The sequence below is a fragment of the Paraburkholderia sp. SG-MS1 genome (genome assembly GCF_012275575.1).
Taxonomy (GTDB): domain Bacteria; phylum Pseudomonadota; class Gammaproteobacteria; order Burkholderiales; family Burkholderiaceae; genus Paraburkholderia.
Window position 1 is genome coordinate 45,987 of record NZ_NPIH01000245.1, and the last position, 16,122, is coordinate 62,108.

The following is a 16,122-nucleotide window of genomic DNA, read 5'->3' on the forward strand; positions in this document are numbered from 1 at the left end:
TTTCTCCTGGAGCGTGGTAGTGATCAACGGCCTGCGTGGCCGGCGCCGTTCAGAGCCGGTGACCCGCGGCGATGATCTTGCGCAGGAACGCCTGGGTGCGCTCATGCTTGGGATGACTGAATATGTCCTCTGGCTTGCCTTCCTCGACGATCCTGCCGCGATCGAAAAACAGCACGCGGTCGGCAAAATCGTGGGCGAAACCCATTTCATGCGTGACAAGCAGCATCGTCATATCGGTTTCGCTGGCGAGCCGGTGCATGACGTTCAGGACTTCTTCGACGAGCTCAGGGTCGAGCGCTGACGTTACTTCGTCGAACAGCATGATCTTCGGTGCAAGAGCAAGCGCCCGCGCAATCGCCACGCGCTGCTTCTGCCCGCCGGACAGCTGCGCCGGGCGGCTCTTCGCCTTGTCCGCCATGCCGACCATGTCGAGCAGTTCCAGCGCGCGCTTTTCCGCCGATTCACGGCTCTCGCCTTTGGTCAGCATCGGCGCGAGTGTGACGTTATCGAGCACGTTCTTATGAGGAAACAGGTTGAAGTGCTGGAAGACCATGCCGACCTTCTCGCGCATCCTCTGCAGATGCCGCTCGTTCGCGGGCACCATGTGCGCGCCGCGTTGCATATGAAACAGCTGCTCGCCGTCCATTTCAACGTGACCGCCGTCGATCGACTCGAGCGTCATCAGAATGCGCAGGATCGTGGTCTTGCCGGACCCGGATGGACCGATCAACGCGAGCTTCTCGCCGGGCATGACGTCGAGCGACAGCTCGTCGAGCACGGTCAGCGCGCCGTAACGCTTCGTCATGCGATCGATTCTGATCAACGGACGGCTCGCCTGCGCCGCGGGGCGTGGGTCAAAGGTGCTGCCCGGCGCCGCCGGCAAGCCGGACGGAAGGGTCGCTGAGGCGATATCTGAAACGCTCAGCAGATCGGTGACTCGCGCGGTATTCATCTCGATTCGGGTTCCCGTTCCTCATACCAAGGCTTGACTGGAGGCGGTGCAGCTGCGCAGGCAGAGCCGCTATGCAAATCAGAATACAAAGCCATATTCATGATCCGATTGCTCTAGAACAATTATTTTTCGCGCCCCAAAACGGGCCGCGCGATGCCGCACGAGAGGGCTTTCATGCACCAGGCCGGCGTGCGGATCGGTGCGCATCAGGGGCAATACCTATGCGACGCAGCGCGAACGTCCGGCGCAGTTTTTCACGTTCCGTGCAACGCGCTTCAGGCCAGCAACGAAGATTGAACTAGCACATTAAAAGGCGCTTTTTCGCGGCATTAGACTGCGGCGAGAAATACCCACGGGCACCCACAAGCATTCACAAGCGCCCCATCGTGTGCATGAGGCGCGACACTTCCGCAACGACGTCACGCTCAAAGAGAGGGAAAGATGTCAGATACAACGCAACTGGAATCGCGCGTCGCGGCGCCGACGTTACGCCTGCCGTTCGACCGCGCCGAATACGCCGCCCGCATCGGCAAGACACGCACGGCAATGCAGGCGGCAGGGGTCGAGCTGCTGATCGTGTCCGATCCGACCAACATGGCGTGGCTCACCGGTTACGACGGCTGGTCGTTCTACGTGCATCAGTGTGTGCTGCTCGCGCTCGACGGCGAACCGGTGTGGTTCGGCCGCGGCCAGGATGCCAACGGCGCAAAGCGCACGGTGTTCATGCAGCACGAGCAGATCGTGGGTTATCCGGATCATTACGTGCAGTCCCCCGTACGGCATCCGATGGACTACCTCGCCCGCAACGTGATTGAGGCGCGCGGCTGGGGCGCGCTCAGGATCGGCGTCGAAATGGATAACTACTATTTCAGCGCTGCGGCCTATCGTTCGCTCGTCGCACACTTGCCCAACGCGAAATGGCAGGACGCCACCGCGCTCGTGAACTGGCAGCGCGCGGTCAAATCGCCGCGCGAGATCGAATACATGCGCGTCGCCGCACGCATCGTCGAACGGATGCACGCACATATCGTCGAGCGCATCGAGCCCGGCATGCGCAAGAACGATCTGGTCGCCGAAATTTACGCGACCGGCATCACCGGCGTGGACGGCTATGGCGGCGACTACCCGGCGATCGTGCCGCTGCTGCCGACCGGCGCCGACGCCGCCGCGCCGCATCTGACGTGGGACGACACACCGTTCGCGAAGGACGCCGGCACGTTTTTCGAAATCGCCGGTTGCTTCAAGCGTTACCACTGCCCGCAGTCGCGCACGGTGTACCTCGGCAAGCCGCCGAAGCATTTCATCGACGGCGAGCGAGCGGTGGTGGAAGGCATCGAGGCAGGGCTGGCCGCGGCGAAGCCGGGCAATACCTGCGAAGACATCGCCAACGCGTTCTTCGCGATGCTGCACAAATACGGCATCGAAAAGAACAGCCGCTGCGGCTATCCGATCGGTGCGAGCTATCCGCCCGACTGGGGCGAGCGCACGATGAGCCTGCGTCCGGGGGACAAAACGGTCCTCGAACCGGGTATGGCGTTTCACTTCATGCCGGGCCTGTGGCTCGACGACTGGGGCCTCGAAATCACCGAAAGCATCCTGATCACCGAGACCGGCGTCGAGACGTTCTGCAACACGCCGCGCAAGCTGTTCGTCAAACCATAAGATGCCAACCTGAAGGTGCTCCCGTTGCGCGCCGCGCAGCGGGAATCACGAGAGGAGAACCATGCTTCCAAAGACCATGAAGGCCATCGTGCTGACCGCGCACGGCGGCCTCGATCAACTCGTCTATCGCGACGACGTGCCGGTTCCTGTGTGCCGGTCGGACGAGGTATTGCTCGACGTCACCGCGTGCGGACTGAACAACACCGACGTATGGGTACGCGAAGGCGCCTATGGCACGGACGACGACCCGCAAGCCGTGTCCACCTGGCGGCGCGGCCGCTCGACGCTGTCGTTCCCGCGCATCCAGGGCGCGGACATCGTAGGTCGCGTGGTCGCCGTCGGCAGCGGAGTCAGCGATGCGCGTCTCGGCGAGCGCGTGATCGTCGATGCGTCGATCTATAACCGCGGCGACGACAGCCTTGCCGATATCGACTACATCGGTCACGGCCGCGATGGCGGCTACGCCGAATACACGGCGGTGCCCGCGCAGAGTGCTCATCGCGTCGATTCAACGTATTCCGATGCCGAACTCGCAACCTTCTGGTGCGCGTATCACACCGGCGAACAGATGCTGGAGCGCGCGGCCGTCGCCGAGGGCGAAACGGTGTTGATCACCGGTGCATCCGGCGGCGTGGGCTCGGCCATCATTCAATTGTGCCGGGCGCGCGGCGCGATCCCTTACGCGGTTGTCAGCAAGGGCAAGGAAGAGGCTGTGCTCAAGCTCGGCGCACAAGGCGTGATGCTTCGCGACAGCGAGGACTTCGCCACGGCGGTCGAACGGATGACAAACGGCCAGCCCGTCGACGTGGTCGCCGATCTGGTCGGCGGCGCGCTGTTCGGCAAACTGCTGAACGTGCTGCGCGCCGAAGGCCGTTACACGACGGCGGGCGCGATCGCGGGGCCCGTCGTGCAGCTGGATCTGCGTACGATGTACCTGAAGCAGCTACAGCTGAACGGATCGTCGCAAGGTACACGCGGTGCGTTCAAACGCGTGCTGGATTATATTCAGGCCGGCACGATCAAGCCAGTACTCGCCGCCACCTATCCGCTGTCGATGTTTCATGAAGCGCAGACACAGTTCATGGCAAAGCGCTTTGTGGGCAATATCGTCGTGGTTCCTGACCGGCACTACGGCGAAACCATGGCAAAGCAGGCTTGAACAGCTGGCAGCAATGATTTGCAGCCGGAACCAGCGCGGTTCCGGCTATTTTCTACTCGATATCATTCCCGTCCATTCGCCAACGGATGCGCCGACAGCCGGCAGTGCCGCGACCCACCGCGACACCAACCGGCCCATCTTCACATCAGACAGAAGCGGCTGACGCGAGCACGACGGACGCCACCTCATCCACCGCCGCGCGTGCCAGTTTCACGATCTCGTCCACTTCGTTGCGTGACGTGACCAACGGCGGCGCAAAGCCGAGAATATCGCCGTGCGGCATCGCACGCGCGATCAGACCGCGCTCCAACGCAGCAGCGGAGACGCGTGGCCCGACCTTCAGCGCGGCATCGAACGGCTGACGGCCGTCCTTGTCGGCCATGAATTCGAGCGCGGCCAGCATGCCCGCACCACGCACCTCGCCGACCAGCGGATGAGAATCGAACGCTGCATGAAGTTGTTCGAGCAGATAGGCGCCGGTTTGCGCCGCGTTCTGCGTGAGATTCTCACGCTCGAGAATATCGAGGTTCGCGAGCGCCGCCGCCGCGCAGATCGGATGGCCCGAGTAAGTCCAGCCATGGCCCATCGCACCAAATTCCTGCGACGCCTTGTCGATCACGTCCCATACGCGCTCGCTCACGATCACGCCCGATAGCGGCGCATACGCGCTCGTCAGCCCCTTCGCGACGGTAATCAGATCCGGCGCGATGCCATAGTGTTGCGCACCCATCTTCGAGCCGAGCCGGCCGAAACCGCACACTACCTCGTCGCAGATCAGCAGGATGTCGTGCTTCTTCAACACCTGCTGGATGGCCGGCCAATAGCCGGCCGGCGGCGGCAGGATGCCGCCCGTGCCCATCACCGGTTCGGCGATGAACGCGGCGACCGTATCGGCGCCTTCCTGCGCGATCAGCTTCTCCAGTTCCTCGACGCAGTACGCCACGAATTGCGCCTCGTTCATGCCGGCTGGTGCGTGCCGGTACCAATGGGGACACACGGTATGTTTGACGCGCTCGATCGGCAGATCGAAGCATTGATGAAAACTCGGCAAGCCGGTCAGACTGCCGGTGACGATGCCCGAGCCGTGATAACCCCGTTGCCGGGAAATGATCTTCTTTTTGTTCGGACGGCCCTTCACGTTGTTGTAGTACCAGACGAGCTTGATCTGAGTTTCGTTCGCATCCGAACCGGACATGCCGTAATACACCTTCTTCATGCCCTGCGGCGCCCAATCGATAATGCGCGCCGACAATTCGATGATCGTGTCCGTCGAGTGGCCCACATACGTGTGATAGTAAGCCAGTTTCTTCGCCTGCTCGTAGATCGCTTCGGCGACCTCGGTGCGGCCGTAGCCGATATTCACGCAGTACAGACCGGCGAACGCGTCGATATACGACTTGCCCTGATGATCTTCGATGCGGATGCCTTTCGCGCCGGTCACGATGCGCCCGGGCAGCGCTCCGCTCGCGTGATCGTGGGCATGCGTCGACGGATGCATGAAGTGCGCGCGGTCGGCGTCGAAGAGTTGATCGAGTGGGGTCATCGGAAGCTCCTTCGTGTGATCGATGGATGAGTTGGATGGGCTCAGGCCGTGGCAGCCGCCATACGGTGAGCGGGAACGCTGTCGGCAACCGGCAAACCGAGTTGGCCCAGGCAGAAATAGCGGGTTTCGACAAACGGCTCGAAGCCTTCGGCCCCGCCTTCACGGCCGAGGCCCGACGCCTTGACGCCGCCGAACGGAATCGGCGCGCCGGTGAATTTCGCGCCGTTGACCGACACCATTGCGAAGTCGAGACGGCGAATCAGTTGAAACACCGTATTGAGGTCTCGCGCGCAGACATAAGCGGCCAGACCGTATTCAGTATCGTTCGCGCGTTCGACGACTTCATCGAGCGAGTCGAACGGCGACACTGCGGAGATCGGCGCGAAGTTTTCTTCGTCGTAAATGCGCATGCCGGGAGCGGCGTCCGCGACCACCGTCGGCTCGAAGAACCAGCCGCCGCGCTCATGTGCTTTTCCGCCAGCAGTGATGCGCGCACCCTTGGCCTGCGCGTCGGCGACGCGCTGGGCCGTGCTGTCGAACGCGGCTTGATGCATCAACGGACCGACGTCCACTTCGCTCTCGTAGGCAGCACCGACCTTCAGCGCTTTCACGGCTTCGCTGTATTGCGTGACGAACGCTTCGTACAGCGGCCGCGCGACGAAGATGCGATTGGCCGCGCAGCAGTCTTGACCGGAGGTCTGAAACTTCGCCGCGACCGCCACGCGCACGGCCTGATCGAGATCGGCGTCGCCGGTCACGATAAAGGGCGCATTGCCGCCGAGTTCCAAAGCGGTTTTCTTGATACCGGCGCGGGCCGCGCACTGCATGACCAATGCGCCGACGCGAGTCGAACCGGTGAAGCTCACCGAGCGCACCCGGTTATCGCCCACCAGGGTTTCCATCGCCATTTGCGGCTCGCCGAGCACGACGTTGAATACGCCGGCGGGAAAGCCCGCTTCTTCGGCCAGCTGCGCGAGCGCCAGCGCGGAGAATGGCGTTTCATGCGCGGGCTTCACGACCACGGTGCAACCGGCAGCGAGCGCCGCGGCCGCTTTGCGCGTGATCATCGCGCACGGGAAGTTCCATGGCGTGATCAGCGCCGCGACGCCGACGGGCTCCATCATCGTGCCGAGATGCGCGCCGTCGATATGCGTCGGAATCGTGCGGCCATTCAGGCGACGCGCTTCGTGGGCGAACCATTCGACGAAACTGGCGCCGTAGGCGATTTCGCCGCGCGCTTCGGCGAGCGGCTTGCCCTGTTCGAGCGACAGAATCGCGGCCAGATCATGCTGATGACGCAGGATCAGCTCGTGCCAGCGCAGCAATAGTGCGGAACGCTGGCCAACCGGCAGCCAGCGCCACGTCGAGAACGCGGTGTGCGCCGCATCCACTGCTTCGGTAATCTGGGCGGCGTCGAGCATCGGCACGTGGCCGAGTACCTGCTGATCCGCGGGATTCTGCACGGCAACGCTGGCGGCGCTCGCGCTATGGAGCCAGCGTCCATCGACGTAGCACAGCGATTTGAATAGAACCGGATGACCCAGCAACATGACCGCCTCCTGTCTGCGATGTATGCCTGTCACTGTACGTGCTGCGGTGCTGCGTTTTTTTCGGTTGATGCGCGGTGAAGCGTGGGATTTTTTCTGGATTTCGCAGCGACTTAGGGTGATTTTCTGGCGTGCGCGGCGAGCGCTTCATATGCTGTCGCCGATATGCTCTTGCGCCCAATCCGGCAAATCTTCCACGCCGCTTTTCACCACCTTCGTGACGACATAGGTAAAGTACTTTTCGATGCCCAGTTCGTCGGTCAGCAGCGAATCGATAAAGCGCTGATAGTGGTCGATATCGCGCGACATCACGTGCATCACATAGTCGACGCCACCGCCTGTCGCGTGACATTGCACGACCTGTGGGGCCGCGGCAATGCGCTCTTCGAAGCGCCGCATGTCGTGCGCGGTATGGCGCGCGAGTGTGACTTCCACCACCACGCGGCTGCCCTTGAACGCGCCCACCCAGTCGATATCGGCGCGATAACCGCGAATCACGCCGGCCTCTTCCAGACGCTTGACCCGTTCCCATGCAGGCGATATCGACAGATTGATCTCCTCGGCCAGACGCGACTTCGTGATGCGTCCGTCGCGCGCGAGGATGCGCAGGATCGCGAGATCGTAGCGGTCGAGTTTCATCGGATGCTCACACCGTCACCGGGATGCCGCGTTCGACGACGTCTGCCACCACCGCCACCGTATCGCCGACTCGCACGAGCCCTGGAAAATGCCGTGCCGCGAGCATGCCCGCGCGGCGAGCGCGGTATTCGACGGGCGCGACACCGGTGCGCGACGCGTCGTAAATCCGCGCGATGACTTCACCGCTTTTGACCGTTTCGCCGAGATCCTTGCATAGCTCCAGCAGACCGTCGTGCTCGCTCGTCGTGAAGCAGGTGCCGTCGGGCATGTCGAGCAGCGTCGTCGTACGTGCGCGCCCGGTCTCGTGCGGCGCATGCTGTTCGCCGTCGTGTTGGTTGAGAATACCGGCATGCTGCAGGAAGCCCCGCACGCCGCACTCCGCCACCGCGACGCTTTGCACCGTCGCCGTGCCGCCGCCGCCGAGTTCCGTCGACACGAACACCTTGCCCGCATCTTCGGCCGCCGTGTCGTACAGGCCGACACTATCGAGTTCGAGCATTCGCATCGAATACGGCGCGCCGAATGCGCGCATCGCCGCTTCGCAGCGAGCCTGCTGAGCCGCATCGGGCAACAGGTGAATGGCGGCGAACGGCACGAAGTCGAGCGTGCGGCCACCGGCGTGCAGATCGAGCACGTAATCGGCGAGCGGCAGCAGATAGCGCTGAAAATAGTCGGCGATCTTTTCGGTGATCGTGCCGTCCGGCTTGCCCGGGAAACTGCGATTCAGGTTGCCGCGATCGATCGGCGACGTGCGGCTGCCTGCGCGAAAGGCGGGAAAATTCATGAACGGTACGATGATCACACGCCCAGTGACGTCTTTCGCCTTCAACGACCCGGCCAGTTTCGACAACGCAATCGGACCTTCGTATTCGTCGCCGTGATTGCCGCCGGTAAGGAGCGCGGTCGGTCCTGCGCCGTTGCGGACCACGGTGAGCGGAATCATTTCCGCGCCCCACGCTGACCCGTCGTGCGAATGGGGCAGCTTCAGAAAGCCGTGCTGTTCGCCGTCCGCGTTGAAATCGACCGTTGGTTGAATAGGTGATGCCCGCATCTGCACTGCTCCTTCACGAGCCGCTCACGCGGCGTTGCTCATAACGCTTCGGCGACGGAGCCACGCTCCCGTGCCGTTCCAGTTGGATCGCCCCTGATGTTGTCGACGCTCAGCGTTTTACGTCATTGCGGAAAGTCGCACCGACGCCCGCCGCGCGCGCCCGCTTCACTGCGAGCGTGGCTATCGCGGTGTCTTGCGCGCCGGTGCCGGTCAGATCGCACAGGGTGATGTCTGCGTCATTCGCACGGCCGAGTGCCTGTTGCGCAATCACCTGGCCCAGTTCCGTTATCACGGCGTCGGCTGATAGCACGCCCGCGTCCAGCGCGTGATGCAGTTCGCCCAGCACGCGCGTTTGCTGCGCGCGGTCGCACACGTAGCGCACCGCCGCCAATGCCGCCGGCGCGATTTCATTTTTGTGCTCGGCATCCGAACCCATCGCTGTGATGTGCAAACCGGGGTGCAAGTCGGCGGCTTCGATCAGCGGCGAGCGGCTTGGTGTGGTGGTGATCGCGACATCCGCCTCGGCGAGCGCATGGTGAACATCGCGCGCGACGTCGCATCGCACGCCGAGCGAGGCGCTCATCTGTTCCGCAAAAGCCCGCGCACTGGCGGCGTTGCGCGCCCACACGCGCACCTGCTCCACGCGCCGCACCAGCATGAGCGCCCGCAATTGCAAACGCGCTTGCTCGCCGGCACCCAGCACCGCGACTTGCGGCGTGTGCGGCTTCGCCAACCAACGCGCCGCGACCGCGCCCGCGGCTGCCGTGCGCACCGCCGTCAGGTAGCCGTTGTCGAGCAGCACCGCCTCGGTCAGACCGGTCTTCGCCGACAACACCAGCATCAACCCGTTCAGACTCGGCAACCCGAGCGACGGATTGTCGAAAAAGCCGGGGCTCACCTTGATCGCGAGGCTATCGAAGCGTGGCAGCCACGCCGTCTTGACGTCGATTTCGCCGTTATGGTCAGGCAGGTCGAGACGAAGGATCGGCGGCATCGCGACGGCTTCGGTTGCGAGCGCGAGGAAGGCCGCTTCCACCTGATCGATGGCGGCAAGATCGAGCGGCACGAGCTTGCGAAGCTCGGTTTCGCCGAGGAGCGTGATGGAAGTCATAGCGTGGAGTGCGGGTCGGGTCGCGTCGAAGTGGCATCGACGATCCGCCTATGCAGATCCATATCGATGTTGGCGCCGGTCACGATGAGCACGAGCGGCCCCCGCGCAATCCGCTCAGCAGGCAGCACGCCATCGAGCACCGCGGCGATGCCCACCGCCGCCGCGCCTTCCACGACGAGCCGTTCCTGCCGGTAGGCATGCGCGATGCCGCGCGCAATCGACGCTTCGTCGAGCAGCACGGTCTGGTCGATCAGGTCGCGCGTGAACGCGTACGTGTAGCGGTTTTCGAGCCCGATGCCGCCGCCGAGCGAATCCGCGAGCGTTTCGACCTCTTCGACCAGCACCGGCTGCCCGGCCGCGAGGCTCGCGTGCATCGCGGCGCCGCGCGCCATCGTCACGCCGGCGAGGCCGACCGCAGGGTTCGCGCTTTTAGCGGCGAACGCCACGCCCGCGAACAACCCACCGCCCGAAAGCGGCACGACGATATTGGCGACATCCGGCAACGCCTCGATGATCTCCAGCCCGATCGTCGCCTGCCCGGCGATCACATGGGGATCGTCGAATGGCGGGACATAGGCGAAGCCTTCTTCGCGCACGAGTCTCAGCGCGTCGTGTTCGGCCTCATCCTGGCTTTTTCCGACAATCCGCACGTGCGCCCCGAGGGCGCGCACGGCATCGACTTTATTGGCGGGCACGAGTGCCGACATGCAGACGGTCGCGTCGAGACCTAGCGTGCGAGCCGCATGCGCAACCGCGCGGCCATGATTGCCCGTCGAGGCGGTCACGACTTGCCGGCAGCCCTGTTGCGCAAGGTGAGCGAGCGCGTTAGTCGCGCCGCGCACCTTGAAACTGCCGGTCGGCTGCACGGTCTCCAGTTTGAGAAAGACCGGCACGCCCGCGATCGCCGCCAGGCTCGGCGATTCAACCAGAGGTGCGTGACGGACATGCCCCTGGAGACGGCGACGCGCGCGGTAGATATCGGCCAACGATAGATCGGCCTGCGAAGGAACGGACATGGACCTGGCTCTGCACGAAAGGGTTCGCTTCCGATGCCGCCGTACCTTCCTGTCACGTTAGGGGCGGCTGCATCGTTCTCAGTCCGGCCCAGTCTAATGTTCTAAAAAGCGATTTTCATTGTCCTAGTTCATTTCATGCACAGGGTGCGAAAGCGGGCTTGCGTCACCCGAAATCGTGCACTTGCGGATACTGTTCGAACACGTCGAGCATCGTCTGCAGCGCGCCGTTGTAAACCTCTTCGCCGACTTCGGCGCCCACGCAGACGCGGACGGCATTGGGCCGGTCCGCGCCGCGCACCAGAAATGGATCAGGAGACGTCACCGCGATATCGCGATTGCGCAACTCCCTCACCAAACGGTCCGTGCGCCAGTGATCGGGCACACGCAACCAGGCGGAGAGCGCTTGCGGGTGCGCGCCGAGCACATACTTGCCGAGCGTTTTCTGCAATTGCGCCTGACGCCGCCCCAACCGTTCGCGCTGTATCTCCACGAGGCGCGCGGCGGTGCCATCCGTAATCCAGCGTGTCGCAACCTCGGCCATCGGCGGGGTCGCCATCCAGCTGCTCACGCGCAGCACGCTTTCGGCGCGCAGCGCGAGCCGCCGCGGCGTGGCGAGATAGCCGATTCGCAAACCAGCCATGACCGACTTCGTCAGGCTCGTGCAGTAGAAAGACAAGTCCGGAATCAGACTGGAAATCGGCGTGGCGGTTTTCGCGGGCAATGGACCGTAGACATCGTCTTCGATCACGTACACCCCGTATCGCTCCGCGATCTTTGCAATTGCGCGGCGCCGCGAGTCGGGCATCAGCGCGACCGTGGGATTGTTCAAAGTAGGCGTGCAGACGAGAGCCGTGATGCGCTCGCTATCGCACATCTCCTCGAAATGTTCTGGATGAATGCCGTACTCGTCGATCTCGAGGCCCTTCAGCGTAAAGCCCAGCACATTGGCCGAGCCGATCACGCCGTGATCCGTGAGGCTTTCGCACAGCACCGTGTCGCCCGGTCCCACGAGCGAAGCCAGCGCCAGAAAGATGCCGTGCGCCGCGCCATTCGTGATGAGCAGCGTATCCGCCGACGCCGGCATGCCCAACGACGCGAGCCACGCCATACCGGCCTGTCGATGATGCTCGAAACCCGCAATCGGCCGGAACGCGCGAATCCAGGGCTGGTCGTCGATAGTGGAAAGTGTGGCGCACACTTTGCGCCACATCGCATCGTGCTCCGCCGTATGAATGATGCGGGCAATCGAAAAGTCGACTACCGAGCGCTCGGCGGTGTCGAGCATATAGCTCGACATCGTTTCGGTGACGCGCGCCGCCACGAAGCTGCCGCGTCCCACTTCGCAGCGGATCAGCCCTTGCCGCTCCAGTTCTTTATATGCGTTCGTGACGGTTTGCACGCTGATCGCCAGCTCCGCTGCCACGTCGCGTTGCGGCGGCAGACGCGCGCCGGCCGGCAACGACGCGCTTTCTATGTCGCCCGCGATCGCCTTGACCAGCCGCTTGTATTTAGATTCCACGCCGTGTACCGCGCGCAGAGTTTCGCGCCACTGCTCGATCACCGCCGCCTCCGCAATGTAGGGGTTCCACGTTTCGCATTTGTCTGCGTCGCCCCAATATTGCGGCCAAACGGTGTACGGAAACAATTGTCCTAGAGCATTGGAGGATAAAAATTGGATCTATATTGTGTTGTTGTCGGGAGATGGGCTGAATGGACCGGCGCGTAGGCGCTTCGTGGAGATGCGCAGTAGCGACTTGCAGCGCCCGTCGAAGCACACGGCGTGAGCACGGAAGTTGTTGCAGTGCATCACCTGCTGCGCGGCGCCGATCGAGTCTCCGACACCAGCACCTCGGCGCATAGCGCGCTTTGCCCCAACGCCCCTTCACTCTGCTGCAGATCGAGTCCGCAATCGTTGACTTTAGGCGCCCATTTCCGCCTCAACAGCACTACGGTGCTCGTCGCGCCCAGCATAAGGAACACGAAAATCGCCAGCATGGGCAGCGTGTAGCTGCCCCCGAGATGCAGCAACCAGCCCGACAGGCTGGCCGAAATCCCGCCCGCCAGACTGGTGGCGACCTGCTGCAAGCCGGTGTTCAAACCGACCGCCTGCCTGGGGATCAAAGTCAGTTTGACGAGCGCCAGGTTGTTCGCGGTGACGAGGCCGAGCAGCGAGAGCGAAACCACATTCCAGAACAAAGCCATCTGCGGCGAGGGCGTATACGCGCCCAGCAAGACGGTCGTTCCACCGATAAACCCGGCCACGATAAACGACTTGCGCACCACCACCGCATCATGGCCACGCGCGATGAGCCGGTCGGCCGCCAATCCCGCAAAGGCCGCCACAATCGCGATGCCGGCAAAACTGACGAGCGTGTACAGCCCCGATTGCTTCAGCGAAAGGCCGCGCTGTTCAACCAGATACGCGGGCATCCACGTCATGCAGTAGAAGGAGAAATAGCTGTAGCAGAAGTTGGTAATCAGTCCACCCCACACCACCGGACTTGCCAGCAGGTTGCCAAGCGGAACCGAGGCGGCCCGCTGCTTCGCCACTGTCAGCTCCGCTTTGGACGGGAAATCGTTGCGCAGCAGCATCAACCATGGCATCAGCCAGATGAGCCCGACCAGGCCCGTGGCAATGAACATGGTCTTCCAGGAACTCGTGACGATCAGCCAGGCCGCAATCGGCGCACCGAGCGCCGGCCCCATCTTGCCGCCGATTGAAAAGATCCCGAGGGCCGTGCCTTTCTCTGTTTCCTTGAAATTGTTGGCGAGGTAGCGATATGTAGCGGGCACCACCACGGCTTCAGCGGCGCCAATCAGCAGTCGCACGAGAATCAGCGCGGATAGCGTGGTGACCAGCCCGGTGGCCGCGGCCGCCAGGCACCAGAGCACAAAGCAGATCGAGTAAGGCCATTTCACGCCGTAGCGATCGACGAGCCAGCCCATTGGCAACTGGAGCAGACCGTAGGACCAGAACACCGCGGAGCCGAGCCAGCCGCGTTGAACATGCGTCAACGTGAATTCCCGCACGAATTGATGGTCCGCGAGCGCGGCGGACATACTCGTGCGATCCACAAAAGAGATCATCAGCCCGAGCGCAAGCAGTATGAGAATGCTCCAGCGATTCTCAGGGCGTATCCCTTTCTGCCGAGTGGTCTCCATCAATTCGTCTCCGATCATTTGCGTTTTTTTGTTTGATGCAAATTTGACTGCTTTGCTGCTTATCCGGCGACACTCTTGCCGGAATCACTTCTGGACGTCGCTACGAGGGGCATCAGTTCAGCACAGATGCTCCTCGCAGTGTTCCTTCGTTTACCCGAGGCTACCCGTCACATCGTCGAACAGTTCATCGACCGACAGACGGCGTGCAATGATCTTCTGATCGAGCGCCCAGTCGATCGCCAGTTGCAGACCTTTGCGGTTCGCCTCCAGCCCGATCGGCGGAAACACCGCAGGCACCCCTTCAGCGAGCTCACGGCTTTCGACGATCATCCGGTACAGCTCCCGCACCACATCCGGGCGCTGCTTCGAGATGTCCTCGTGCACCACGAACATGTGATTGATCGGCACCACGTTCTCCCGTGCGAACCAGTCTTTCGCCGCCGCCTGCGCATTCGGCACCAGCGTGCGGACCCGCTCGTCCTTCGGCATGTCTTCACCGAGCAGCGCAGCGGCCAGTTCCCCCTTGAGCATCATCTCGGGAATCGACGAACCCGCCGGCAGACGCTCGCAGTTCTCCGGGTCGCGGTACTCCGCGAGATGCCCGTCACCGAGCGTCATCCACGTCACTTTGTCGAGATCGACCCCGTATTCGTGGCGCAGAATGCCGCGAATCCACAGCGCGGTGGTCTGCGTGTAGGTGCGAACACCGACCTTCCGGCCTTCGATATCCTTCGGATCGAGGTGGCCGAAGTCGATGTTGAAACCCGCGCAATGATGCTGGAAGCGCCCGGAAACCGGCGTCGGCAACAAGATGTACGGCTTGCCATACGCCCTGGCCTGCAGGAACGTGACGATCGCCAGTTCGCCCGCGTCGAATTTGTTCTCGCGCACCATCGCCTTGAAGCCGTTATGGGCCGGCGTCGGTCCGCAATAGTCGAGCTTCACGATGTCCGACGCCACGCGGCCGTCCTTCATCGCCTTCGTGACCGGATAGTCGGCCAGATTGGTGCGCAACGTGGGTACTTCAGTCAGGGTCGTCGTTGTCATTGATGTGCGTCCTTATGCTTGAATGGGGTTAAAGCCTCACCTCGATGAGGCACGGACCGGCCTCGTTCACCGAGTCCGCCATCGCCTGATGGAAGGCTTCGGCCGTGTCGACGGCGACGGCGCGCACGCCCATGCCCTGCGCCATCGCCAGCCAGTCGATACGCGGGCGATCGATATCGATCACGGGCTTGCCTTTCATCCGGTAATAGCCGTCCGCTGCGCCTGTGCAGACGCCTTCGAACAGACACAGGACGCTGCGCATCTGCGGGTTCTCCAGCGCCTTCAGGAAGTGCATCTCCGAGGTGCCGGGTTCGCGAGCCAGACGTCGACGCCCTGAGCGGTAAGCGTCCGGACCAGGCTTGCGGCTCCGTTCATCAGTATCCCGCCAGCTCGCGCGCCGCGCCGACCACGCCATAGCTGCGCTGCGGCGCCGACATCAGGAAGCGGTAGCCTTCCTTGAGCAGTCGCTCGTGATTCTTCGCGGTGGTGTGCGGATTGCCGACCACCACGTTGTGCTTGTGGCAGGTCTCGACGATCTGGCGCATTGCGTCGAGCACTTCGGGATGTTCGTACTGACGCGGAAAGCCGAGCTCCTGGCTCAGGTCGCCTTCACCGATCAGGATGAAGCCGATGCCGGGCACGTTCGAGAGGATGTCGTCGAGGTTGCCGATCGCCTCGGTGCTTTCGCACATCAGGCCGACGAGAATCTCGCCTTCCGGAGCCAGCGGCCATACGTCGGCTTTCCTGTAGTAATCGGCCATGCTCAAACCCCAGTAGCGTGCGGCCGTGGCGGGGCCATCGCCGCGCACACCTTTGGGCTCATATAGCGGCGCGTTTTTCGGGCGCGCATAGCGGCACGAGGCCACCGCGTTACAGGCCTGCTCCACCGTCGCCACGTGCGGCCACACCACGCCGTAGGCGCCGCGATCGAGCACCTGCTTGGCGAACGCCTGATTCATCTCCACACCGTTGGACGGAATGCGGGCAATTGGCGTCACGCGCGGTGCGACTGAACCGGACTCGGCAATCTGCTTGCGGTTGAGCATGTACTGCAATGCATCGCCGAGCGCCGAGACGTCGTACGGGTTGTGCTCCATTTCGAAGACGATGCCGTCATACGGCGCATCGCTCATCTCGATGGCGCTCTGCTTGTCCAGTTTCGAAAACGCGGTGAAGGCGGGCTTGCCGGATTCGAATGCGCGGATGATGCTGTTGAGGCGGGTGTCGCTCATG

Annotated in this window: 13 protein-coding genes and 1 pseudogene; 2 read left to right on the forward strand and 12 right to left on the reverse strand. The window is 63.0% G+C overall.

Going from position 1 to position 16,122, the window contains the following annotated elements; genetic code table 11:
• Positions 1-49: 49 nt before the first annotated feature.
• On the reverse strand, positions 50-952 hold the full coding sequence (gene ehuA, locus CIC12_RS24465) for an ectoine/hydroxyectoine ABC transporter ATP-binding protein EhuA (protein ID WP_168667830.1): 903 nt from the start codon (positions 950-952) through the stop codon (positions 50-52).
• A 441-nt stretch (positions 953-1,393) separates the two neighbouring features.
• Here ehuA and doeA point away from each other — a divergent pair, with 441 nt between their 5' ends.
• Together doeA and CIC12_RS24475 are read left to right on the forward strand one after the other, a co-directional pair.
• Complete coding sequence (doeA, locus tag CIC12_RS24470) at positions 1,394-2,614, forward strand: ectoine hydrolase DoeA (RefSeq protein ID WP_168667832.1); 1,221 nt, start codon at positions 1,394-1,396, stop codon at positions 2,612-2,614.
• A 61-nt stretch (positions 2,615-2,675) separates the two neighbouring features.
• Positions 2,676-3,773, forward strand: coding sequence for an alcohol dehydrogenase family protein (locus tag CIC12_RS24475; protein WP_168667834.1), 1,098 nt, complete (start codon positions 2,676-2,678; stop codon positions 3,771-3,773).
• A 145-nt stretch (positions 3,774-3,918) separates the two neighbouring features.
• Here the strand turns inward: CIC12_RS24475 and CIC12_RS24480 are convergent, their stop codons facing one another.
• The 11 genes and pseudogenes from CIC12_RS24480 to CIC12_RS24530 form a co-directional block, all read right to left on the reverse strand.
• Positions 3,919-5,316 (reverse strand): aspartate aminotransferase family protein, encoded by a 1,398-nt coding sequence (locus tag CIC12_RS24480; RefSeq protein ID WP_168667836.1) that lies wholly within the window; start codon positions 5,314-5,316, stop codon positions 3,919-3,921.
• Positions 5,317-5,357: 41 nt separating this feature from the next.
• Positions 5,358-6,866, reverse strand: a complete 1,509-nt coding sequence (locus CIC12_RS24485) for an NAD-dependent succinate-semialdehyde dehydrogenase (protein WP_168667838.1) — start codon at positions 6,864-6,866, stop codon at positions 5,358-5,360.
• A gap of 144 nt (positions 6,867-7,010) precedes the next feature.
• Entirely contained in the window at positions 7,011-7,502 is a 492-nt protein-coding gene (locus CIC12_RS24490) for an Lrp/AsnC family transcriptional regulator (protein WP_168667840.1), read from the reverse strand.
• Positions 7,503-7,509: 7 nt separating this feature from the next.
• Positions 7,510-8,553 carry a N(2)-acetyl-L-2,4-diaminobutanoate deacetylase DoeB gene (doeB, locus tag CIC12_RS24495; protein WP_168667842.1) on the reverse strand — a complete coding sequence of 348 codons (1,044 nt, stop codon included), beginning with the start codon at positions 8,551-8,553 and terminating at the stop codon, positions 7,510-7,512.
• A 109-nt stretch (positions 8,554-8,662) separates the two neighbouring features.
• Positions 8,663-9,664 carry a cyclodeaminase gene (locus CIC12_RS24500; RefSeq protein ID WP_168667844.1) on the reverse strand — a complete coding sequence of 334 codons (1,002 nt, stop codon included), beginning with the start codon at positions 9,662-9,664 and terminating at the stop codon, positions 8,663-8,665.
• Positions 9,661-10,680 (reverse strand): hydroxyectoine utilization dehydratase EutB, encoded by a 1,020-nt coding sequence (gene eutB, locus CIC12_RS24505; protein ID WP_168667846.1) that lies wholly within the window; start codon positions 10,678-10,680, stop codon positions 9,661-9,663. Before eutB ends, CIC12_RS24500 begins: the two co-directional genes overlap by 4 nt.
• A gap of 163 nt (positions 10,681-10,843) precedes the next feature.
• Positions 10,844-12,241, reverse strand: coding sequence for a MocR-like ectoine utilization transcription factor EhuR (ehuR, locus tag CIC12_RS24510; RefSeq protein ID WP_168667848.1), 1,398 nt, complete (start codon positions 12,239-12,241; stop codon positions 10,844-10,846).
• Between the two features lie 245 nt (positions 12,242-12,486).
• Positions 12,487-13,842 carry an MFS transporter gene (locus CIC12_RS24515; protein WP_168667850.1) on the reverse strand — a complete coding sequence of 452 codons (1,356 nt, stop codon included), beginning with the start codon at positions 13,840-13,842 and terminating at the stop codon, positions 12,487-12,489.
• Between the two features lie 150 nt (positions 13,843-13,992).
• Entirely contained in the window at positions 13,993-14,889 is an 897-nt protein-coding gene (locus tag CIC12_RS24520; RefSeq protein ID WP_168666985.1) for a phosphate ABC transporter substrate-binding protein, read from the reverse strand.
• A 184-nt stretch (positions 14,890-15,073) separates the two neighbouring features.
• Positions 15,074-15,264 (reverse strand): annotated as a pseudogene (locus CIC12_RS24525) (thiamine pyrophosphate-binding protein); the annotation flags it as partial.
• Entirely contained in the window at positions 15,264-16,121 is an 858-nt protein-coding gene (locus tag CIC12_RS24530) for an HpcH/HpaI aldolase family protein (protein ID WP_168665291.1), read from the reverse strand. The pseudogene CIC12_RS24525 and the gene CIC12_RS24530, both read right to left, overlap by 1 nt.
• Position 16,122 lies beyond the last annotated feature (1 nt).